Here is a 20,868-nt window from a genome sequence, read left to right on the forward strand (position 1 = left end):
TCTCCCCCGTCGAGAGCGTGTACAGGCTGGTGATCCCGGCATCGAGCCCGACCACCCGACCCGTCGACCCGAGTTCGGTGATCGTGTCCTCGACGAGGATCGAGATGTGGTACTGACCACGAGCATTACGCGACACCGTCACCTGCGACGGCGTCGCCCCCTCCGGCAGCGGCCTCGACCACCGAATATCCAGGGGTTCGGACTGCTTGGCCAACCGGACCTGCCCGCCGCGGTAGGTGAAGCAGTTCGAGTAGTAGGTCGCCGAATCCTTCGACCGGCCCTTCCTCTTGAACTGCGGGTAGCCGGCCTGCGTGCGCCAGAACCTCTCGAACGCGCCCTGCAACTGCCGCAGCGATTCCTGCAACGGCCCCTTCGACGGCTCCGCCAACCACTCCGTCTCAGCATCCCGCTTCCATCCGGTGAGCATCTTCGACGTGTCGCTGTAGGTCACCCGACGCTGCTCCTGCGACCAGGCACGCGTCCGCTCGGCCAACGCCCGGTTGTAGACATACCGGGTGCACCCGAACGTCCGAGCAAGCTGTTCCGCCTGCACCGCAGTCGGATAGAAACGGTACTTGAACGCCCGCTTCACCACCCTCCCCGCCATGACCCAGACACTAACCCCACGGTCCGACAAAACCAGATCGGCTGATCCCGGACCTGAAGGACCGGGTTTACGCCGAAAAAATCACGGATCAAGCGAGAGATCGAGTTCTTCGAAATCCGTGGCCGTCGCGTCAGCCTGTGGTCGAAGGTATCGGACGAGTTCGTCACGGAGACCGCCCGCGCCTGAGGCAGTGCCTCGGTTCGTCCCGTCACGGACGGCGGTCGGGTACCGGCCGCCGTCCACCGACTGGCGCCACCGTCCATGCGTACGTCAGGCCGAAGGCTCGGACTCCCAACGCATCCGAGTGCCCGGCGGGCGTGAGCGAGGAAGCACACGCAGAGAGCGGCGACGGCGTGCCTCGTCCCGTCTCGCACGCGGGATCATCGTCTGCCGGTCGCGCTCGGTGGTTCCACCCCACACGCCGTACGTCTCGGCGGCCGTGACGGCGTGGTCTGCGCATGCTCGCCGTACGGGGCAGCCCAGGCAGATTTCCTTGGCCGCTCGTTCTCGGCGGGCACGGGCAGCTCGCTCTTCGCCGTCATGCGAGTAGAACAGCTCGGTGTCCATCTGCCGGCACAGTGCGTGGATCTGCCAATCCCATTCCGGAGTAATCGGTTTGGGAAGAATCAACGCCCGAATCGTGGTCATCGTCAGCTTTCCCGCCCCGATGCGGGAGGTCCGGTTTCGGACCCGACCACGGGGCGAAGGCATTGCGAGGGCCGACCGGAACCGAGGCGCCCAGCCAGTGTCCGGTCAGCGGTGTGCAGTCGGAAGTCAGTGGTCGACGAGTGCGCTGACACCCACCTCGAGGCTTCTCCGTCCGTCACGGGTGCGGAACGGTGTCCGGGCCGCCGCCGACTCTGTGCACAGCGCCGCGGGGTCACGGTCGAGCCAGTGGTCGATCGCCACCCGGATTCGTTCCCGCAACGGCCGGGGTGCCAGGCGAAACGCCTCGACCTCGGTGGTCACCGCGAACTCGCCGACAACACGGGACCCGCGCTGCACCACTGGGTGGTCGCTTCGATGATCAATCCGGCGACCTCGCGGTGCGCGAGGTCGTTGGGAATGTCGTGGTAGCCACCGGGGATCGCGACGGCACGGCACTGGTGGAGTTCGCTCGCAAATTCCGATGCCTTACCAGGTGCGGCGAATGCGTCGTGCTCGCCGTTGATCAACAGGATCGGCATGATGAGGGCCGGAAGGCCCGTGCGGACCTTGCATCCGGCGACGGCGAGCGCGCTCCACAGGTTCGGTTCGGCTGGGGCGGTGTCGAATCCGAGCGGATCGTTCGCGAGCGCGTCGAGGTATTCCTCGTCCTTCGCCATGATCAGATCGGTGCGTCCCTCCGCCTCGGGAGGCAGCCCCCAGAGCGGCGCACCGGTCATCACCAGGCCGGTGCGGGCGGTCGCGGTGCGCATCGCCAGCAGCGCCCCGGTCAACGCGCCCAACGAGTGCCCGACGATGACGACGGGCAGGTCCGGGTGAGTGCTCGTCATGAGATCGAGCAGGATGCCCGCGTTGGACGCGAGTTCGTCGACGGAGGGGAACATTCCCGGGCGGCCGCCGGTGTGGCCGTGTCCGAGATGATCCGGGCCCCACACCTCGATGCCCGCATCGGTCAGTTGCCCGGCCAGCCGGTGGTAGTGCCCGGTGTGCTCCCCGAAGCCGTGCAGAAGCAGCACCTGGGCGTGGGCTGACCGGGCAGCCCAGTGCCGGTAGTAGATCTTGTTGCGTACGCCGTCGAAGAAGGGCACGTCACGCCTCCGGTGCGGTCGAGTCGGGGGCCTGCCCGTCGGACAGGTCCTGGAACCAGGTCGGCGACGTCAGCCACTTCAACGGGATCGGGGGGCTGGGGTAGCCGGCGACGAGGATGGTGTTGGCGTGCACCGAGTAGTCCCCGGTCTGGACGAAAACCTTGACCCGGTCGCGTAGTTGGTAGAACTCGGGCAGATAGCGCAGTTCGTGCACGTTCTCCTCCCCCACCAGTTCGGAGACGAATTTCCGGCCCTCCGGGTTGGCCCGGATCATGTCCTCGGTGACGATTGCCGCCTCGAAATCTCCGGCCTCGCACAGCACGGAGAGCACGTCACCGACCGAGGGCAGACCGGGAGCGATGCCAAGATCGATCGTCTCGACCTGCGGCGACAGCGGCACCAGACTGGCCGCCGAGGTGCCGCTTCCGGCATCGGCGATGTAGACCATCTCGCCGTGGCGTAGCTGGCTCACCACTGCCGCCAACCGCTCGTGCAACAGACGGACCTTCGGTGCCATGGATGTGTCCTCTCCTCGTGGTGGAATCGCCGCGATCCGCGGCCGGAACGACCGATCGACCTCGGCCCGTTGAATGCCGAATGTGCTCTAGTCGACAATCGACTAGAAACGTAAGCCGGGCGACGGCATCCGTCAAGAGGTGTTCGGCCCGGCAAATCGAGGCTTGACCCGGCCGCCCGAAGCACGCACACTAAACGTGTCGGTCGATTGTCGACAAAGGATCAATCCCCTGCGCGGCGCGACCTGTTTCCGCGAAAACCACCCTGAAGGAGCGAACTATGGGCCAGCTGCTCGAAGGCAAGACAGTAATCATCACCGGTGCCGGAGGCGGGATCGGCCTGGCCACCGCGCTACATCTGCACGACGAGGGCGCCCAGGTGGTCGCCACCGTCCACTCCGAGGCAAGCTTGCCGCAGTTGAAGGTGGACGACGACCGCCTGATCGCCAAGGTCGTGGACGTGACCGACGAAGAGCAGGTCAAGAGTGTTATCGACTTCACCGTGCAGACCTTCGGAAAGCTCGACGGCATCGTCAACAACGCCGGCGTCCTCAAGCCCGGGACAATCCTCGACGCCAGCGTCGAGGACTTCCAGAAGACGTTCGACGTGAACGTCAAGGGAGTATTCCTCGGGACGAAGTACGCCATCCCCGAGCTGCTCGAGGCCGGCGGCGGATCGATCGTCAACTTCGGCTCGATCAACTCGATCGGCGCGGAGAAGTTGCTGACCACCTACACCGCGAGCAAGGGTGCGGTGCTGACGCTGACCAAGGCGGTCGCCCTCGACTTCGGCGCGCAGGGCATTCGGGCCAACACCCTGTGCCCGGGCTTCGTCGACACCCCGCTGAACGTCCCGCATTACACCGCCCTCGGTGGCCGTGACGAGCTCGAGGCCGGGCTCCCCGACTTCCAGCCGATCGGACGCGCCATCCTCCCCATCGAGATCGCCCACTCGGTCGCGTTCCTACTCTCGGATCACTCCACGGCCATCACCGGCACGGCGTTCGTGGTCGACGGCGGTGTCCTCGCCGGCGCCTGATCACACCTGACGTGCGGTGGAGGCCCGGGAGCCTCGGGCCTCCACCGCCCCGACCAATGAAACCCGACCCATACGGCCGCGACTGCCGGCCTGAACGTCCTGTGCCTCGAACAGGGCGACTGGGTCAACCCCAGCGATTTCCCCGCCAACCATCCGGAATGGGAATTGCTGATCCAGCACGACTGGGCGCACGACCCGAACGTGCGCGCACTGCCCTCCGATTATCCGGTGGATATCCGCGACTCCGACATGTGGCCGGTGATGTTCAACGCCGTCGGCGGCAGCTCCATCTACTACGGCGCCGAGTGGCCGCGACTGCTGCCCTCGGACTTCCGGGTCAAGACACTCGACGGCGTCGCCGACGACTGGCCGATCGCCTACGACGACCTCAAGCCGTACCACGACGAGGTCGACGCGTTCATCGGCGTGTCCGGCGTCGACGGTGACACCGCCTACCCCGACGGGCTCGAGTACCCGCTGCCGCCGCATCCACTGGGCAAGCCGGGAATGAAGGCGGCCGAAGCGGCGAACACACTGGGCTGGCACTGGTGGCCCGGTACCAACGCGATCCCGAGCCAGAAGAACAAGACCCTCGAGCAGTGCGGCCGCTGGGGGGTGTGCGAATGGGGTTGCCCGCAGGGCGCGAAGGCCTCCTTCGATCTGATCTACATGCCGCAGGCGCAGCAGGCCGGTGCACAGGTGCAGACCGGGGCGCGCGTGCGCAGGATCAGAACCGACGACACCGGGCGGGCAACCGGTGCCGAGTGGATCGACCGCGACGGCACCGTCCACTTCCAACCGGCGAAGTCGGTCGTATTGTGCGCCAACGGAATCGGCACACCCCGACTGTTGCTGCTGTCGGCGGACGAGCGCAACCCGGACGGGCTCGCCAACTCCTCCGGGCTGGTCGGCAAGAACCTGATGCTGCACCCGAACTGCACCGCGGTCGGCTACTACGAGGAGAACCTCGAGAGTTGGCGCGGCCCGGCCGGACAGCTGATCCACTCGATGCAGTTCTACGACACCGACACCTCCCGCGGTTTCGTCCGTGGTGCGAAGTTGCACGCGCTGCCGACCCCGGGACCGCTGAACACCATCGAGACCCACCGCCAGCTCGACTTCGACGAGCTGTGGGGACCGGCCGTCCACGACGTGGCACGCGCGTCGTCGAACGGCATCCTGTGGGCAGCCAACGTCGAGGATCTACCCGAGGAACACAACCGGGTCACCCTCTCCACGGAGGAGTTCGACTCGGACGGGCTGCCCGCGCCGAAGGTCGAATACCGGGTCAGCGAGAACACCCGCAAGATCCTGAAGTACACCGTCGAGCGGATGGTGGAATTGCACAAAGCGGCAGGCGCCAAGCAGATAATCACCCAGGAACTGTGGGTCGATCAGCCCGGACATCTGCTCGGCACCGCCCGGATGGGCGACGACCCGGCCACCTCGGTCGTCGATTCCTTCGGCCGCAGCCACGACGTCGACAACCTCTACATCGCCGACGGCAGCATCTTCGTCACCTCGGGCTCGGCCAATCCGACCTGCACCATCAGCGCTCTGGCACTGCGGGTGGGCCGCAAGGTCGTCGAGGACGTCACCGCAGGAAAGGCCCAGGCATGAGCACCACACCCATCGAACTGAAGACCTCGGCGCCGCGGCGTCTGTCCGTGCCGGTTCGCACGCTCCGCCCGCCCCGGCAGCTGTCCGAGGACGAGTTGACCATCCTGTTGCGGATCGCGGACAGCCTCATCCCCGAATCCGGAGAGAATCCCGCCGCCAGCAAGGCGCAGGACTATCTGCGGTATCTCGATCTGGCGCTCGCCGCCCGCGCCGACGTCTTCGACGCGGTCGTCACGGCGATCAACGACGTCGCGGATCTCCACGGCGGCGAACTCCACGCCCGGTTGAAGCGCATGTGGGCCGAGGACAAGGTCACCTTCGACCCGCTCTCCTCGATCGTGGCCGGCGCCTACTTCATGACCCCGCAGGTCAAGGCGCTGATCGGGTACCCCGGACAGCACCGGGACGCTGCCGGATTCGAGGACGCCGCCAACGAGTTGTCGACCGGCATCCTCGACCCGGTGATCGAACGCGGATCCATCTACGTCTCCGCCACCGGGGAGTGAGGCCCCCAGGCGGGTCACCAGCTGATCTACTGTCGACAAGACACCTGCAACCCGAGTAGGACTGATACCACCTCGTCGAGTGAGCAACCACGAGGCCGAAGCAAGAAAGGACAACGGAATGACTCTGTCACCGAATCGTCCGGGGTCGACAGTGGGCCGCGACGAGGGGGAGATTTCCCTCGGACGAATCCAGCAGCGCACCACGCCCGGCACCGTCGCGGGCGTGCTGCGCACCGCCATCCTCGACGGCACCCTCGCCCCCGGCAGCCAGCTGCGGGAGGCACACATCGCCGCCGATCTGGGAGTGAGCCGGGCACCTCTCCGCGAAGCCCTGGGCATCCTCGCCGACGAAGGTCTCGTGGTGAAGATCGCCTACAAGGGCGCCTTCGTCGCCGAGGTCAGCGCCCAGGGCATGGCGGAGATCGCCAGCCTGCGCAAGCGCCTGGAACCGTATGCGATCGAGCTGGCGATGCCACGGCTGGCGGCCGGTGGCCGCACGAAGGTCATCCGCGCGTTGCAGGACATGGCTCGCGGCGCCGACGACGGCGACATGACCCGAACCATCGACGCCCACATGAGCTTTCACCGCGTGTTCTACGAGCTCTCCGAGCACGGGCTGCTGCTCGACCTGTGGCGCAGCTGGGAATCGCAGTTGCAGCTGTTCCTGTCCGCCGATCACCAGTCTTTCGCCGACCTGCACGACGTGGTCGCCGAGCACGAGCGGCTCCTGGCGATCATCGACACCGGCGACATGGACGCGATCACCCGGGAGATCGATCGTCACGTGCACGGTCCCGCATCCGCCCTGGACGCCGTCGACACCGTGCGCGAGGCCGCTTCCGCCACGCATGCGTGAGTACGTCGACTTCCTGGGCGGTCAGCCGCCGTACGACGAACTCGAGTCGACCGACCTCGACGCCCTGGCACGCCTGGTCGAGGTCGAGTTCTTCCCGGCCGGGACCCGCATCATCGAGGCCGGCGAAGCCCCGTTGTCGCACTTCTACGTGGTGCGCACCGGGGAGGTCGAGGTCGTCGACCGGGGACGGGTGATCGACCTGCTCGGGTCCGGGGAGACCTTCGGGCAGATCTCGGTCCTGTCCGGGCTGCCGCCGCCCCTGGACGTGCGGGCCGCCGAGGACAGCCTCTGCTACCGGTTCCCGGACCCGAGACCGATCCTCGCTCACCCCGAACGTCTGCAATTTCAGCACTACAACACCCTCGTCACCCGGGAACGCCTCACCCGGTCCGGCCTGGTGGATCAGGCACTGCGCGCCGCCCGCCATCAGATGCGCCCGGCCGTGTGGTGCCCCGTCGGGGCCACCGTGTCCGAGGCCGCGGCGGTGATCACCGACGCCGCCCAGTCCTACGCCCTGCTCGACCGTGGTGGGGAGATCGGGATCGTCACCGACAGCGACTTCCGGCGCGCCCTCGCGACGGCGTCGTTCGATCCGCACGCTCCCGTGACCACCATCGCCTCCTTTCCTGCCGAATCCATCGGTGCCGATGCCCTGGTGGGTGACGCCTTCCTGCGCATGATCGAGTGCGGACTGCACCACCTGGTGGTCCGGGGCGCCGCCGACCGGCCCGTGGGCGTGCTGCGGGTGGTCGACCTGGCCTCCGCCGAGGTACGCAATCCACTCGTCATCCGCCGCGCCGTGGACGACGCCCACACCATCGACGAACTCGCCGCCGCGGCCGCATTGCTGCCCGGCACCTGGGTCGAGCTGTACGACACGGGCGTGGCACCGATGCACATCGCCGGACTTCTCTCGGCAGTCGTGGACGCCCTGTTGCAGCGGCTGGTCGAACTCACCGACATCGGTGACGACTGCGTGCCACACCGGACGTCCTGGTTGCTGCTGGGCTCGGTGGCACGCCGGGAGCCGCTCCCCCGCTCGGACGTCGACACCAGCCTGGTCTGGGAAGACCTACCCGGAGAACGCAATCCGGCGCGGAAATTGCAGCGCTGGGCTGGGCGCGTCCTCGACAACATGGAGCGGTGCGGGCTGGAGCGCTGCGTCGACGGCGCCAATGCCACCAACCCGGAGTTCGCCCGCTCCCGCGCCGATGCCGTCTCCACCGCCACGTCGTGGATCCGCAATCCCACCCAGCACAACGCACTGCTGCTGTCGTCGATGATCGCGGACAGCCGCCCGGTGACCGGGCTGTCGCTGGGCCGCTCGGTGTCGGATGCGATGCTGGCGACCACCCGGAGCCACGAGTACCTCTCGGCGCTGCTGCGCTTCACCGTCTCGAGCCGCCCGCCGGTGGGTTTCGTCCGCAACTTCGTCGTCGAGCAGTCCGGCGCCAACCGCGGCCACCTCGACCTCAAGGCCCGCGGACTGGTCCCGATCGCCTCGCTCGGGCGGTGGATCGCCGTCGTCACCGGCGACGACCGCGGCTCGACGATTACCCGGTTGCGGCGGGGCGGCGCGTCGAACCTGCTCACACCGGACGAGACCGAGGTCCTCGTGCAGGCCTTCGAGTACATCTACGGGCTGATCCTCGGCCGGGAGATCGACGCGATCAAGACCTCCACTGCCGCGACCACCTGGGTGGCGCCGAATCAGCTCGACTCCCTGACCCGTCGTTACCTGCGGGAGGCGTTCCGCGCCGTCGCGGAGGTGCAGAATCGGCTCGAGAGCGAGTGGGTGGCGCGACTGCCATGACAGTGCGCTGGAGACGACGACGCGAGGACCCTCTACGAAAACCGTGGCGGCAGAGCGAATATCTCGTCGTCGACCTCGAGACCACCGGGCTGGACCTGAAGAAGGACACCATCGTCTCGTACGGCGCCGTCGTCATCCGAGACGGCCGGGTGATCACCGCCGAGAGCGTCTACGACCTGGTCCGCCCCCGGTCGGCAATGTCCCCGGAGGCGATCGCCGTCCACACCCTGCGCCCGGCAGACGTCGCGGATGCGCCACCGCCGGATGCCGCAGTGCACACTCTCGCCGCCCTGATGACCGATCGGGTGGTCGTCGCACACTCGGCGTGGGTCGAGCAGGCCTTCCTCACCCGCGCGTTCCGGGACGCCGGCATCCGGTTTCGGGTCCCGCTGATCGACACCGCGGCCCTGGCCCGCGCGTGTGGCACTGCGCCCGCGGGTCAGCGCGGCGACGCGGGTCTCGAATGGCTCGCCACCGCGCTGGGACTCCCCGTCGTCGATCCGCACCACGCACTCGGTGACGCCGTCACCACGGCGCAGGTCTTTCTGGTGCTGGCCTCCCGCCTGAGCGGCCGCGGATACGACACCGCTCGATCCCTGGTCGATCTGACCTGCGGGGACCGGGGTCTGTTGTCCCCTCCGAGCGGGCGGTAGCCCAGCCGAAACAGTCAGTGATTGAGATCACACGCATCTATGGTAGATTGTCGACAGTTGCTCAAAGAGCGGATAGACTTCCCCTTGTGCGGCTACCCCCGACCCCAGCCTCGCCGCACTGCCGAGGCTTTCTCGACACCGACCAGTGAGGTCAGCATGGCCACAAAACCCGAAGAGCCGACCGTGTCCACCCAGCCCCCCGCGCCCGGACCCGACTTCGAGTCCGCGCCCACCGGGACGCCCACGGACTCCGACGCCGCGTACCTGGAAAAGCTCGGGTACAAGCAGGAGCTCAACCGCACACTCGGACTCTTCTCCGCGTTCGGAGTGCAGTTCACCTCGATCGCGATCGCCTCCGGCATCTTCACCACCCTCATCGTGGGATTCGGATTCTTCGGCCCCGCCTCGTTCTGGTCCTTCCTCGTCGGCGGCGGCCTGCAGGTGTTCACCGTGGGCCTGGCAGTGGCACAGCTGGTGTCCGCCTACCCGCTGGCCGGCGGTGTCTACCAGATCACCGGCCGGATCACGGGCAAGCCGTGGCTTGCCTGGCAGACCGGATGGTGGCTGCTCATCGCCCACACGGTCGCAGTCACCACCGTGGCGGTCAGTATTTCCCCGTTCATCGCCGGATGGTTCGGCGTCACGTTCGACGGCCCCGCCGACACCCTGCCCTGGGCACTGGGTCTGATCGTCCTCGGCACGATCATCAACATCGCGGGCGTCAAGGTCGCCGCGGTGCTCAACAACATCGGCGTCGTCGCCGAGGTGCTGTGCGTGGTTGCACTCGTCGGCGTCCTGCTGGTCGTCAAGCATCCCACCCAGCCGCTGTCCTTCCTGAGCGACTCCGGCGGAACCGCCTCCGGCGGGAACTGGTTCGTCCCGTTCCTGTTCGCGATGATCCTGCCCGCCTACGCGATCTCGTCCTTCGATGCCACCGGCAACGCGTCCGAGGAGACCAAGGACGCTGCCCGCAAGGCCCCGATGGCATCGGTCATGGCGAACGTGTCGTCCTACGTGGTCGGCGTGTTCATGGTCGCCCTGATCATGCTCGCGATCCAGGACCTGCCCGCGGTGATGGACAGCGACACCCCGGTCAAGCTGATCCTCGACACCGCCGTCGGCTCCGCGTTCGCCAACATCTTCGAGGCCGTCGCCATCATCGCCCTGTTCGCGGCGCTGGTGATGTTGCAGCTCACCGGAATCCGGGTCCTGTGGTCGCAGGCCCGCGACGGTCAGGTGCCCGCCGCACACTGGCTGCGCAAGGTCAGTGCGCAGCGCATCCCGATCAACGCCACCCTCACCATCTTCGCCCTGTCGGTGATCTTCGCCCTGTGGTCGTCGCTGCTGTCGGTACTGGCCGCCATGACCGCCCTGGCCTGGGGACTGGCGTACGGCGTCGTGGTCACCGTCGGCCTCTGGGGTCTGGTCAAGCGCAAGCTGCCGAAGCACCCGTGGCACTACGGATTCCTGAGCCCGCTCATCTTCGTCCTGGCCATCGCCTGGTCGGTGGTGCTGTGCGCGCTGCTGATCTACTCCGACCCCACCCACGTCGGAATCGGCATGCTGCTGGTGATCCTCTCCGGCGCAGTCGTGTACATGACCATCCCCAAGAGCCGACGCGGCAAGTCCATCGACACCCTGCAAGGCCACCTGTAACCCCACCCGCCGACAAATCGCAACCGAGGAAAGGTTTCACATGTCGTCCCCCATCCAGCTCACCAACATCATCGACGGCAAGGCGGTGACGGGATCGTCCGACAAGATCCGCACGGTCCTCAACCCCTCCACCGGCGAGGTGGTCGCCGAGCTCACCGAGTCCACGATCGAGGACGCCGACCGGGCGGTCGCCGCCGCCCGCGCCGCCTTCCCCGCCTGGTCCGCCAAGACCCCCGGCGAACGTTCGCAGATCCTGCACGAACTGGCGAATCTGCTCGAGGCCAACCTCGACGAACTCGCCCACCTGGAAACGATCGACGCCGGCAAGCCCACCACCGCGGCCACCGGTGACGAACTGCCCGGGATCGTCGCGGCGTTCCGGCACTTCGCCGGGGCGGGCAGGACACTGGCCGCCCAGGCCGCCGGCGAATTCGTCGCCGGCAACACCAGCTTCGTCCGGCGTGAGCCCCTCGGCGTCGTTCTCGGCATCACCCCGTGGAACTTCCCGCTGTGGCAGGCGGTCTGGAAGCTTGCCCCCGCCCTGGTCGCCGGCAACACGGTCGTGATCAAGCCGGCCGAGCTGACCCCGATCGCCACCACCCGGTTCGCCGAACTCGCGCAGCAGCTGCTGCCCGCCGGTGTCCTCAACGTCGTACACGGCAAGGGCAGCGTCGTCGGCGATCACCTGGTACGCCACCCCGAGGTCAACCTGGTCTCGTTCACCGGCTCCACCGCGGCCGGTCAGCGCATCGCCGAGGCGGCAGGCGCGACGCCCAAGCGTCTCGTGCTCGAACTCGGCGGCAACGCTCCGGTCGTGATCTACGACGACATCGACCTCGAGGCCGCGCTGCCGATCCTGACCAACGGCATCCTGTTCAACGCCGGCCAGGAGTGCATGTCCGCCACCCGCCTGCTGGTGAGCGAGAAGATCCACGACCGGTTCGTCGAGGCGCTCGCGGCCAGCCTGGCCGCCACCGAGATCGGAGACGCGGCCGACGCGTCGACCGTCCTCGGCCCGCTGATCTCCGAAGGCCAGCGTGCCCGGGTCGCCGAGCTGGTCGACCGGCTCCCCGCCCACGCCCGCGTCGTCACCGGCGGCAAGGCCGTCGACGGTCCGGGTTACTTCTACGAGGCCACCCTGATCGACGGGTTGCAGCAGGACGACGAGCTGGTCCAGGAGGAGATCTTCGGACCGGTCGCGACGGTGCAGACCTTCACCGACGAAGCCGATGCCCTCGCCAAGGCCAACGCGGTCGAGCAGGGACTGGCCGCCTCGGTGTGGACCCGCGACATCGGCCGGGCCCTGCGGAACGTCAACGCCATCGAGTCCGGGGTGGTCTGGGTGAACAACCACATGGCCGTCGGACCGGAAGGCCCGCTGGGCGGCTTCAAGGGCTCCGGCTACGGCAAGGAAGGCGGCGCTGCGGGGCTCGAGGAGTTCACGCGAGTCAAGCAGGTCATCGTCAGCCTCTCCTGACCCGTTCCTCGTGATCGCCCGTTGATTGCCGGAGTGCGCCACGCCATGCCGAAAGCATTGGCGTGGCGCATAATCCACAGAACCACGAGGGTCGTCATGCTCGCAGCAGAACGTCACCGCCGGATGACCGAGGCACTACGAGTGAGCCGGATCGTCAGCACCGAGGAATTCTCACGACTGCTCGGGGTGTCCCCACGATCCTCGCCGGAGTCCGCCGGCGCATCCGCGCTGTTCTGATCCCGGCGCTCACACTCTCGAAAGGAAGAGATCGTGGCAGTCCTTGCCATCGACCAGGGCACCTCCGGGACCAAGGCGGTCGTCGTCTCCGACGACGGCGACGTCCTCGCCATCGCCGAGAACACCGTGCGCCCCACCTATCTCGCGGCCGGTGGCGTCGAGCAGGATCCGATGGACCTGCTGCACTCCGTCCTGGACGCCGGCCGGAAGGCGGTCACCCAGGCGGGAGTACCGGTGTCGGCCGTCTCCCTCGCCAACCAGGGCGAAACCGTCCTGGTGTGGGATCCGGAGACCGGACGACCGCTGAGCCCGGCAGTGGTCTGGCAGGACCGCCGGTCGGAAACGCTGTGCCGCGACAAGGCGGCGGCCCGGAGTTGGGTCGAACAGCGGACCGGATTGATTCTGGACCCGTACTTCTCGGCGCCCAAGATGCAGTGGCTGCGCCGCAATGTCTCCCACGAGGGAGTGGTCACCACCACCGACACCTGGATCGTGCATCACCTGACCGGCGAATTCGTCACCGACACCGCCACCGCGAGCCGCTCGCTGCTGACCGGTCTCGACACCGGAGGGTGGGATCAGGAACTGCTGGAGCTGTTCGAACTCGCCGAGGAGCGGTTGCCCGAGATCGTCGGCAACGACGCCCTGGTGGGCAAGACCGATGCCTTCGGCGGGAGCGCCGCCGTGGGCGGGCTGATCGTCGACCAGCAGGCGGCGCTGCTGGCGGAGCGGTGCCTCGATCCCGGCACCGCCAAGTGCACCTTCGGCACCGGAGTGTTCCTGCTCGCCAACACCGGCCGACGCCCGGTGCGCTCGGCGTCCCAGCTCGCCTCCTGCGTGGCGTGGAACGTGCGGGGGCAGACCTCCTACTGCGTGGACGGGCAGGCGTACACCGCGGCGTCGGCGATCCGGTGGATACAGGACCTCGGGCTGATCGCGTCGGCGCGGGACCTCGACAGCACCGCCGCCGAGGATTCCGGAGGCACCTACTTCGTCCCGGCGCTGGCAGGACTGGCCGCACCGTGGTGGCGACCGGACGCGACCGCCTCGTTCACCGGGATGACCCTGTCCACCGATCGGGCGCAGCTGGTGGCCGCGGTAGTGGAAGGCCTGGCGGCGCAGACCGCCGAGCTGGTCTCGGCCGTGGAGGTCGACCTGGGCGGCCCGCTGACCCGGCTGCGCGTCGACGGTGGACTCACTCAGTCGCGGCGGTTGATGCAGGCGACCGCGGACCTGACCCAGATCCCCATCGACGTCTATCCCTCCTCGCATGCGACCGCTCTCGGTGCGGCCGCGTGCGCGCGCCTGGCGATGAATCCCGGCCTGTCCCTTGCCGACGCGGTCACCGACTGGACTCCCGCCACCACCTACGAACCTCGCTGGTCACCCGACCGCGCAGCAGAATTCCGACACCACTGGGCGTCGGCGGCACACGCGACGCTTCCCCAGGAGAAACGATGACTGACTCACCCACCCCCACCGACTACGACTTCGTCGTCCTCGGTGCCGGTATCGTCGGCTCGGCGATCGCCCGCGAACTGGCCAGATACGACCTCACCCTCGCGCTCGTCGAGGCCCGCGACGATGTCGGCGACGGCACCAGCAAGGCGAATACCGCGATCCTGCACACCGGATTCGACGCGAAACCCGGCACCCTCGAATCACGGATGGTCAGCCGCGGCTACACGCTGCTGTCGGCATACGCCGAACAGACCGGAATTCCCGTCGAACACACCGGGGCGATCCTCGTCGCCTGGAACGACGAGGAGTACGACGCTCTGCCGAGTCTGCGGGACAAGGCCGCCGCCAACGGCTACACCGAGTGCGAAATCGTCGACGCCGCCACCGTGTACGGGATGGTGCCCGATCTCGGCGAGGGCGTCCTCGGCGGTCTGACCGTGCCGGACGAGTCCATCATCTGCACCTGGACGACCAACCTCGCGCTGGCCACCGACGCGGTCGCCCGCGGGGTGACGCTGCGGACCAACACGCGTGCGGAGTCGGTGACGGTCGAGGCAGACCGCACCACCCTGCACACCTCGGCAGGCGACATCACCGCCCGCTGGGTGATCAACGCGGCAGGGCTCGGGGCGGACTTCCTCGACCAGGCCTTCGGCTACGACCGCTTCCACATCACCCCACGCCGCGGCGAACTGCTCGTCTACGACAAGCTGGCCCGCCCCCTGGTCGACAAGATCGTGCTGCCCGTTCCCACCTCCCGGGGCAAGGGTGTGCTCATATCGCCGACCATCTACGGCAACGTCATGCTCGGCCCGACCGCAGAGGACCTCACCGACCGGTCGGCGACGGGCACCTCGGCGAAAGGGTTCGAATTCCTGCTCGGCAAGGGCGCCAAGCTCCTGCCCCGGCTGCTCGACGAAGAGGTCACCGCCACCTATGCCGGGCTCCGGGCCGCCGCCGACTACGGTGACTACCTCATCGAGGTCGACACCGATCAGCGGTACGTCCTGGTCGGCGGGATCCGGTCGACCGGCCTGACGTCCGGAATGGCTGTCGCCGAGTACGTCGGCGAACTTCTCACCAAGGCCGATGCTCTCGGCGAACCCCGCGCCGAGCTGCCGGACCCGCCGGCGATGCCGAACATCGGTGAGGCGTTCACCCGCCCGTACCAGGACGGTGCGCGCATCGCCGCGGACGCCGAATACGGCAAGGTCGTCTGCTTCTGCGAGCGGGTCACGGCCGGTGAGATCCGTGATGCCTACGCCTCCCTCATTCCCCCGGCCGGGCTCGAGGGTCTGCGCCGACGCACCCGCGCCATGAACGGCCGATGCCAGGGCTTCTTCTGCGGAGCAGAGGTGGGCGCCCTGGCCGAGGGCTACCGATGCGCCGGCCGCTCCGCCGCCACGACACCGAAGGAAAACCGATGAGCGTCCCTACCTCACCACGCACCGTGGTCAAGACCGACATCGCGATCGTCGGTGGCGGCCCGGCGGGCCTGTCCGCCGCCACCCGGCTCGGCAAGGTCCACGGCCACCGCGCCCTCGTCCTCGACCGGGAGATCCGTGCCGGCGGAATCCCCAGGCACTGCGACCATCCCGGGTACGGCATCCGCGACCTCCACACCTTCATCGGAGGTCCCGCGTACGCCGAGCGCCTGGTCCGGTCGGCGACCGACGCCGGGGCAGAGATCCGGACCAACGCGACGGTCACCGCCGTCCACCCCGACGGCGCGCTCGATGTCACCAGCCCGGCCGGGCTGCTGCGGGTGGAGGCGAAGGCACTCGTCCTCGCGACCGGTGCCCGTGAGCGGGCCCGCCCGGCCCGCCTGATCCCGGGTGATCGACCCGCCGGCGTCTACACCACCGGGCAGTTGCAGAATCTCGTGCATCTGCACCACGGTCGCGTCGGCACACGGGCCGTGATCGTCGGCGGCGAACTCGTGAGCTGGTCCGCGGCAATGACACTGCGGCACGCCGGCTGCGACACCGTGCTGATGACCACGCAATACCCCTCACCGGAGTCGTACGCCGCCTTCAACATCCCCGGCAAAGCACTGTTCCGGTTCGCGATCGCCACCCGCACCCGCGTCGTCGGCATCATCGGCCGCAAGAACGTCGAAGCGATCGAGATCGAACACCTCGACACCGGCGTCCGGACGAAGATCGACTGCGACACCGTCATCTTCACCGGCGATTGGATCCCCGACCACGAACTGGCCCGCAGCGCAGGCATCGAACTGGATCCCGGCACCAAGGGACCGCTGGTCGATACCGCCCTGCGCACCAGCGCTCGCGGCGTCTTCGCCGCCGGCAACGTCCTGCACCCGGTCGACACCGCCGACATCGCAGCACTCGACGGCACCTTCGTCGCCGATCAGGTGGCCGGCTACCTCGACTCGCATGCGCCCGCTCCCACCGGAGAGGCTCTGCGCATTCTCGCCGAAGAGCCGTTCCGGTGGATATCTCCCGGCCTGCTGCGCCCGGGCGACCCGGCGCCTCCGCGACAGCGCCTGCTGTTGTGGACGGACGCGCTCGTCCGGTTCCCCAAGGTCACCATTTCCCAGAACGGCCGCGTCGTGACCACCAAGACACTGCCCTGGGCGGCCTCCCCCGGCCGCGTGTTCCGGGTGCCGTGGTCGATCATGCGCGACGTCGACCCGTCCCGAGGACCGGTGACGGTCGGCCTGGCGAACGCAACCCAGACCGCGCCCACGCTCAACGGGGTCGGGCAGTTCATCCCCGCCCGCTGCTCCTGACACCCGCCCGCATCCGCGATCGCTTCCTGCCCGCCCTGCCGAACCAGTCATCCTCCCGCGGTGCCTGATTCGGCAGGGCGGCTTTCGCACGTCCCGGGAGCCCGGCAGTCCTCACCTTCACCCCGTAAGCAGGTGACTGAGCGCGCGCGAAGCGGCTTTACTCGACGTTGACATTGCGTGTGACCCGGACAACAATCAGGAACGTCACTTGTCGACAATAGACCGCACTACAACTTGTGCGGGTGCCCACGAATCGATCGGAAGCATCCATGACAGAACACCAGGGCCATCTGCACGGCTCGGAGATGCGTCGAGCCATCACCGCGGCGGCCATCGGAAACTTCATCACCTGGTTCGACTTCGCGGCGTACGGGTTCCTCGCCGTACTCCTGGGGCAGATCTTCTTCCCCTCCGAAAACCCCGCCACCAGTCTGCTGGCGACCTTCGCCGCATTCGGGGTCGCCTTCCTGATGAATCCGATCGGCGGATTCGTCTTCGGCCGTCTCGGCGACAAGGTGGGCCGCAAGAAGATCCTGGCCACCGTCATCATTTTGATGTCGATGTCGACCTTCGCGGTCGGCCTGCTGCCCGGCTACGCCTCCATCGGCATCGCCGCGCCCGTCCTACTGGTGGCTCTGCGCATCCTGCAGGGCTTCGCCGCCGGTGGCGAACCCGGCGGTGCCGCCACGTTCCTGGTCGAGTCCGCCGCGCGGGGACGACGGGCACGCACGGTGAGCTTCTGGCACTGCTCGAGCTACCTCGCCAACGCCGCCGCCTCGATCCTCGTCCTGAGCTTGAACGCGGCCCTGAGCGACGACGCCATGTTCGCCTGGGGCTGGCGGATACCGTTCCTGATCGCCGGTCCGCTCGGACTGGTGGGCCTCTACATCCGGCTCAAGCTCAGCGACACAGCGGAATTCGAGCGCTTGCAGGCTTCCGGCGAGGTGAGTGAGTCACCCATCAAGGACGCCCTCGCCACCAGCCGGCGCCAGATCGTGCAAGTCGTCGGCTGCATCGCCTTCCAGGCCGCCGCCTTCTATTTCATCTTCGTCTACATGGAGACCTACCTGCAGGCCGAGGTCGGATTCTCGTTCGGCATGGCGTCCGCGTCGACGGTCACCTGCCTGGTGTCGGCCGCGGTGTCGATCTTCGTCTTCGCCCGCTTCTCGGACCACTTCGGCCGCAAGCCGGTCATCATCCTCGGCGCGGTGTCGAGCACACTGATCGTCTTCCCCGCCTTCGTGGCGTTCTCCACCGGCAACATCGCCGCCATCATGGTCGCCCACGCCGCCATGGGCGTGTGCCTGGCCATGTTCATGTCGGCCTCCGGCGCCGCGATGGTGGAGATCTTCCCCTCGAGAGTGCGCTACGCCGGCTTCTCCATCGGCTTCAACATCTCCGTCGCACTCTTCGGTGGCACCGCACCGTACTTTGCGACCTGGCTGATCTCCGCCACCGGAAGCCCGGTGTCCCCCTCGGTGATCCTGATCGTCACCGGGGTCACCGCGATCGTCGCCGCCGCCACCCTCCACGAAACCGCCGGACGCAAGACCGACGCCGTCATCGCCGCCCGTCCGGCTCAGTACGACCCGGTCCGGGTCGGCGAATGAGAACCCCGCCACCCGAACCCTTGACAAGCACCGCGCGCCACAGTTAAATTTCTATCGTTCACTTGTCGACAATCGTCAATCTACGACGGTCGAGGAGACGAGCGGGATCCGGGCCATCGACTCGGAGAATCCACGGCCCTCAAGTAGCCGACCAACCACGACACAAGGACACGAACATGACCAAGAAGCTGGGTGGCATCCTCGCTGCCGTTTCCACTCCCTTCGCCGCCGACGGCTCCGTCGACGAAGGCGCACTGCGCAACCACGTCGACTTTCTGATCGACAACGGTCTGCACGGTCTCGTTCCCGGTGGCAGCACCGGCGAGTTCGCGGCACTGTCCCTCGACGAGCGCAAGCTCGTCAACAAAGTCGTCATCGACCAGGCCGCAGGCCGGGTGCCCGTCGCCCCGCAGACCGGCTCGACCCGCACCGCGGACGCGATCGAACTGTCCAAGCACGCCGCCGACGCCGGAGCGGACGCGGTCCTGCTGGTCCAGCCGTTCTACGAGGCGCCCACCCGCCACGAGGTGATCGAGTACTTCGCCACCGTCGGCGAGGCCGCGAACATCCCGGTCATCGCGTACAACCTGCCCGGTGTCACCGGAATGAACCTCGACCGCCCGTTCTACCGCGAGCTGCTCGAGCGCACCGACGCCGTGAAGTACATCAAGGACACCTCCGGCTCGATCGAGCAGGCCTTCGACCTCATCTTCAACCTCGGTGACGCCATCGACACGTTCGTCGGTTGGGACACCATCGTGCTGCCCGCCTTCTCCGCTGGTGCCGCCGGATCCATCTGGGGTGCACCGAACTTCGCGCCCAAGGAGACCGTGGCGATCTACGAGCTGGCCAAGGCCGGCAAGTACACCGAGGCCCTCGAGATCTTCAAGCGTCTGTGGAACGTCCTCGACTTCCTGGGCAAGGAAGGCTACGCCGTGGCCACCAAGGCCGCCGCACAGGCCGTGGGTGTCGACCTCGGTGTGCCGCGCGCACCCTACGGCGAACTGCCCGCGGAGAAGAAGGAAGAGCTCACCAAGCTGATCGCCGAGACCGGACTGAACTACGGCAAGTAGACCGACCCCTCACCGACTGTCGGCGATGTCGGCCCACCGCGGCCGGCATCGCCGACCCGAATCGCACGCGTTTCGAAAGGAGCGACCCTTCCCATGACACGCGCGCAGAGGCCGGTGGCAAACGTCTCAGTCACCGATCCCGTCTCGTACCTGATGCCCTGCATCGCCGACGCCCGCGCCCGAGAGATCCTCGCGCGGCGGTGGCGGTGCAGGATCAGGCTCACCGCCACCCCGACACCGATGCATCTGCTGCCGAACTTCTCCGAACGCCTGGGCCGTGAGGTCTGGATCAAGCGGGACGATCTGACCGGGTTCGCGGCCGGCGGCAACAAGTCCCGGAAGCTGGAGCTGATTCTCGCCGATGCGATGAACGCCCGCGCGACCAGCCTGGTCACCGTCGGGGCGCAGCAGTCCAACCATGCCCGCACCGTGGCGGCGGCCGCGACCGCGGCGGGCATCGACGCCCACCTGATCCTGGGTGGCCGTGCCCCGCACCGCCCCAGCGGCAACCTACTCCTCGACGACTTGTTCGGCGCCGAAACCCATTTCGTCGACGACCTCGACTGGACTTCGATGAGTGCGCACGCCCGGCAGCTGTGTGCCCGGCTGCGGGATCAGGGCAACCGCAGCAAACGCCCGTACCTCGTTCCCGCCGGCGGCAGCACCAGCTCGGGAGTACTGGCCTACGCCGCTGCCTTCCTCGAGATCCACCACCAACTCGATCTCGTCGACCGCACCGAAGCCACCATCGTCCACGCCTCCTCGACCGGCGGCACCCAGGCCGGGCTCGAACTCGGTGCCGCACTGCTCGGCGCCCCGGCGAACATCGTCGGCGTCGACGTCGCGCAGATCCACTCCGACCTCGGCGGACGGGTCCGGGACCTGGTGGCCGCCACCGCGGAGCTCGGATTCGACCCGCCCGCAGTGACCCCGACCGTGTTCGACGAGTACCTCGGTCCGGGATACGCACTTGCCTCGGACCGGTCGCAGGCGGCGATGACCGAACTGGCCCGTGACGAGGGCATCGTGACCGACCCGGTGTACACGGCGAAGGCCGTCGCCGCACTGTCCGACCCCCGCCTGACCGGGCCCATCGTGTTCCTGCACACCGGTGGTGTGCCGGCGATGTTCGCCGACGACGCCGCGGCCGCATACCCGGCTGTGCAACGCTCGAAGGGAAGGCCGCTCGCCGCGGCACAGAACAATTACTGACACTGCTTCGATGAACGCCATCGA

Annotated in this window: 19 protein-coding genes and 1 pseudogene; 15 read left to right on the forward strand and 5 right to left on the reverse strand. The window is 67.8% G+C overall.

The genetic code is table 11. The features are described from left to right. The 5 genes from AC1DWT_RS26505 to AC1DWT_RS26525 form a co-directional block, all read right to left on the reverse strand. A partial coding sequence (locus tag AC1DWT_RS26505) for an RNA-guided endonuclease InsQ/TnpB family protein (RefSeq protein WP_477922924.1) occupies positions 1-607 on the reverse strand: 607 nt, incomplete at its 3' end. Positions 608-877: 270 nt separating this feature from the next. Beyond that, positions 878-1,255, reverse strand: a complete 378-nt coding sequence (locus AC1DWT_RS26510) for a WhiB family transcriptional regulator (RefSeq protein WP_095863112.1) — start codon at positions 1,253-1,255, stop codon at positions 878-880. A 126-nt stretch (positions 1,256-1,381) separates the two neighbouring features. Beyond that, the gene (locus tag AC1DWT_RS26515; RefSeq protein ID WP_143051412.1) at positions 1,382-1,576 is read right to left on the reverse strand and encodes a hypothetical protein; all 195 of its coding nucleotides are present in this window, start codon (positions 1,574-1,576) and stop codon (positions 1,382-1,384) included. After that, complete coding sequence (locus AC1DWT_RS26520; protein WP_095863111.1) at positions 1,573-2,361, reverse strand: alpha/beta fold hydrolase; 789 nt, start codon at positions 2,359-2,361, stop codon at positions 1,573-1,575. Before AC1DWT_RS26520 ends, AC1DWT_RS26515 begins: the two co-directional genes overlap by 4 nt. Position 2,362: 1 nt before the next feature. Beyond that, complete coding sequence (locus AC1DWT_RS26525) at positions 2,363-2,878, reverse strand: RbsD/FucU domain-containing protein (RefSeq protein ID WP_072939200.1); 516 nt, start codon at positions 2,876-2,878, stop codon at positions 2,363-2,365. A gap of 278 nt (positions 2,879-3,156) precedes the next feature. On the opposite strand from AC1DWT_RS26525, the gene AC1DWT_RS26530 reads away from it, so the two are divergent. The 15 genes and pseudogenes from AC1DWT_RS26530 (at position 3,157) to AC1DWT_RS26600 (ending at position 20,844) form a co-directional block, all read left to right on the forward strand. Continuing rightward, positions 3,157-3,915, forward strand: a complete 759-nt coding sequence (locus tag AC1DWT_RS26530; protein ID WP_095863110.1) for an SDR family NAD(P)-dependent oxidoreductase — start codon at positions 3,157-3,159, stop codon at positions 3,913-3,915. A 66-nt stretch (positions 3,916-3,981) separates the two neighbouring features. Further along, positions 3,982-5,535, forward strand: a pseudogene (locus tag AC1DWT_RS26535) (GMC family oxidoreductase); the annotation flags it as partial. Then, positions 5,532-6,041: a hypothetical protein gene (locus AC1DWT_RS26540; RefSeq protein WP_072939208.1), complete on the forward strand. Its 510-nt coding sequence runs from the start codon at positions 5,532-5,534 to the stop codon at positions 6,039-6,041. The pseudogene AC1DWT_RS26535 and the gene AC1DWT_RS26540, both read left to right, overlap by 4 nt. Before the next feature lie 118 nt (positions 6,042-6,159). After that, positions 6,160-6,897: a GntR family transcriptional regulator gene (locus AC1DWT_RS26545; RefSeq protein ID WP_072939211.1), complete on the forward strand. Its 738-nt coding sequence runs from the start codon at positions 6,160-6,162 to the stop codon at positions 6,895-6,897. Beyond that, positions 6,890-8,710 carry a putative nucleotidyltransferase substrate binding domain-containing protein gene (locus AC1DWT_RS26550; protein ID WP_072939214.1) on the forward strand — a complete coding sequence of 607 codons (1,821 nt, stop codon included), beginning with the start codon at positions 6,890-6,892 and terminating at the stop codon, positions 8,708-8,710. The genes AC1DWT_RS26545 and AC1DWT_RS26550 overlap by 8 nt, the downstream gene beginning before the upstream one ends. Further along, positions 8,707-9,363, forward strand: a complete 657-nt coding sequence (locus AC1DWT_RS26555) for a 3'-5' exonuclease (RefSeq protein ID WP_083395641.1) — start codon at positions 8,707-8,709, stop codon at positions 9,361-9,363. Before AC1DWT_RS26550 ends, AC1DWT_RS26555 begins: the two co-directional genes overlap by 4 nt. A gap of 183 nt (positions 9,364-9,546) precedes the next feature. Beyond that, on the forward strand, positions 9,547-11,019 hold the full coding sequence (locus tag AC1DWT_RS26560) for an APC family permease (protein ID WP_072939555.1): 1,473 nt from the start codon (positions 9,547-9,549) through the stop codon (positions 11,017-11,019). A gap of 40 nt (positions 11,020-11,059) precedes the next feature. After that, positions 11,060-12,496, forward strand: a complete 1,437-nt coding sequence (locus tag AC1DWT_RS26565) for an aldehyde dehydrogenase family protein (protein WP_072939219.1) — start codon at positions 11,060-11,062, stop codon at positions 12,494-12,496. 96 nt (positions 12,497-12,592) lie between these two features. Next, the gene (locus tag AC1DWT_RS26570; protein ID WP_179377637.1) at positions 12,593-12,733 is read left to right on the forward strand and encodes a hypothetical protein; all 141 of its coding nucleotides are present in this window, start codon (positions 12,593-12,595) and stop codon (positions 12,731-12,733) included. A gap of 33 nt (positions 12,734-12,766) precedes the next feature. Continuing rightward, positions 12,767-14,194, forward strand: coding sequence for an FGGY family carbohydrate kinase (locus AC1DWT_RS26575; protein ID WP_095863106.1), 1,428 nt, complete (start codon positions 12,767-12,769; stop codon positions 14,192-14,194). Continuing rightward, positions 14,191-15,621, forward strand: coding sequence for an FAD-dependent oxidoreductase (locus AC1DWT_RS26580; protein ID WP_477922925.1), 1,431 nt, complete (start codon positions 14,191-14,193; stop codon positions 15,619-15,621). Before AC1DWT_RS26575 ends, AC1DWT_RS26580 begins: the two co-directional genes overlap by 4 nt. Continuing rightward, a complete protein-coding gene (locus AC1DWT_RS26585) occupies positions 15,618-16,949 on the forward strand; it encodes an NAD(P)/FAD-dependent oxidoreductase (RefSeq protein WP_477922926.1) in 1,332 nt (443 codons plus the stop codon). Before AC1DWT_RS26580 ends, AC1DWT_RS26585 begins: the two co-directional genes overlap by 4 nt. Before the next feature lie 269 nt (positions 16,950-17,218). Beyond that, positions 17,219-18,559: an MFS transporter gene (locus AC1DWT_RS26590; RefSeq protein ID WP_072939224.1), complete on the forward strand. Its 1,341-nt coding sequence runs from the start codon at positions 17,219-17,221 to the stop codon at positions 18,557-18,559. Between the two features lie 176 nt (positions 18,560-18,735). After that, entirely contained in the window at positions 18,736-19,632 is an 897-nt protein-coding gene (locus tag AC1DWT_RS26595; RefSeq protein ID WP_072939226.1) for a dihydrodipicolinate synthase family protein, read from the forward strand. A gap of 93 nt (positions 19,633-19,725) precedes the next feature. Then, positions 19,726-20,844, forward strand: coding sequence for a 1-aminocyclopropane-1-carboxylate deaminase/D-cysteine desulfhydrase (locus tag AC1DWT_RS26600; protein ID WP_072939229.1), 1,119 nt, complete (start codon positions 19,726-19,728; stop codon positions 20,842-20,844). The last annotated feature ends 24 nt before the right edge of the window (positions 20,845-20,868 follow it).

Source organism: Rhodococcus sp. P4_B6, from assembly GCF_056402215.1.

Excerpts from the sequence above, each read along its gene's own strand:
- AC1DWT_RS26510 (WP_095863112.1), bottom strand. The coding sequence starts at position 1,255 with ATGACCACGATTCGGGCGTTGATTCTTCCCAAACCGATTACTCCGGAA.
- AC1DWT_RS26525 (WP_072939200.1), bottom strand. The coding sequence starts at position 2,878 with ATGGCACCGAAGGTCCGTCTGTTGCACGAGCGGTTGGCGGCAGTGGTG.
- AC1DWT_RS26530 (WP_095863110.1), top strand. The coding sequence starts at position 3,157 with ATGGGCCAGCTGCTCGAAGGCAAGACAGTAATCATCACCGGTGCCGGA.
- AC1DWT_RS26540 (WP_072939208.1), top strand. The coding sequence starts at position 5,532 with ATGAGCACCACACCCATCGAACTGAAGACCTCGGCGCCGCGGCGTCTG.
- AC1DWT_RS26545 (WP_072939211.1), top strand. The coding sequence starts at position 6,160 with ATGACTCTGTCACCGAATCGTCCGGGGTCGACAGTGGGCCGCGACGAG.
- AC1DWT_RS26550 (WP_072939214.1), top strand. The coding sequence starts at position 6,890 with ATGCGTGAGTACGTCGACTTCCTGGGCGGTCAGCCGCCGTACGACGAA.
- AC1DWT_RS26555 (WP_083395641.1), top strand. The coding sequence starts at position 8,707 with ATGACAGTGCGCTGGAGACGACGACGCGAGGACCCTCTACGAAAACCG.
- AC1DWT_RS26565 (WP_072939219.1), top strand. The coding sequence starts at position 11,060 with ATGTCGTCCCCCATCCAGCTCACCAACATCATCGACGGCAAGGCGGTG.
- AC1DWT_RS26570 (WP_179377637.1), top strand. The coding sequence starts at position 12,593 with ATGCTCGCAGCAGAACGTCACCGCCGGATGACCGAGGCACTACGAGTG.
- AC1DWT_RS26580 (WP_477922925.1), top strand. The coding sequence starts at position 14,191 with ATGACTGACTCACCCACCCCCACCGACTACGACTTCGTCGTCCTCGGT.
- AC1DWT_RS26585 (WP_477922926.1), top strand. The coding sequence starts at position 15,618 with ATGAGCGTCCCTACCTCACCACGCACCGTGGTCAAGACCGACATCGCG.
- AC1DWT_RS26590 (WP_072939224.1), top strand. The coding sequence starts at position 17,219 with ATGACAGAACACCAGGGCCATCTGCACGGCTCGGAGATGCGTCGAGCC.
- AC1DWT_RS26595 (WP_072939226.1), top strand. The coding sequence starts at position 18,736 with ATGACCAAGAAGCTGGGTGGCATCCTCGCTGCCGTTTCCACTCCCTTC.
- AC1DWT_RS26600 (WP_072939229.1), top strand. The coding sequence starts at position 19,726 with ATGACACGCGCGCAGAGGCCGGTGGCAAACGTCTCAGTCACCGATCCC.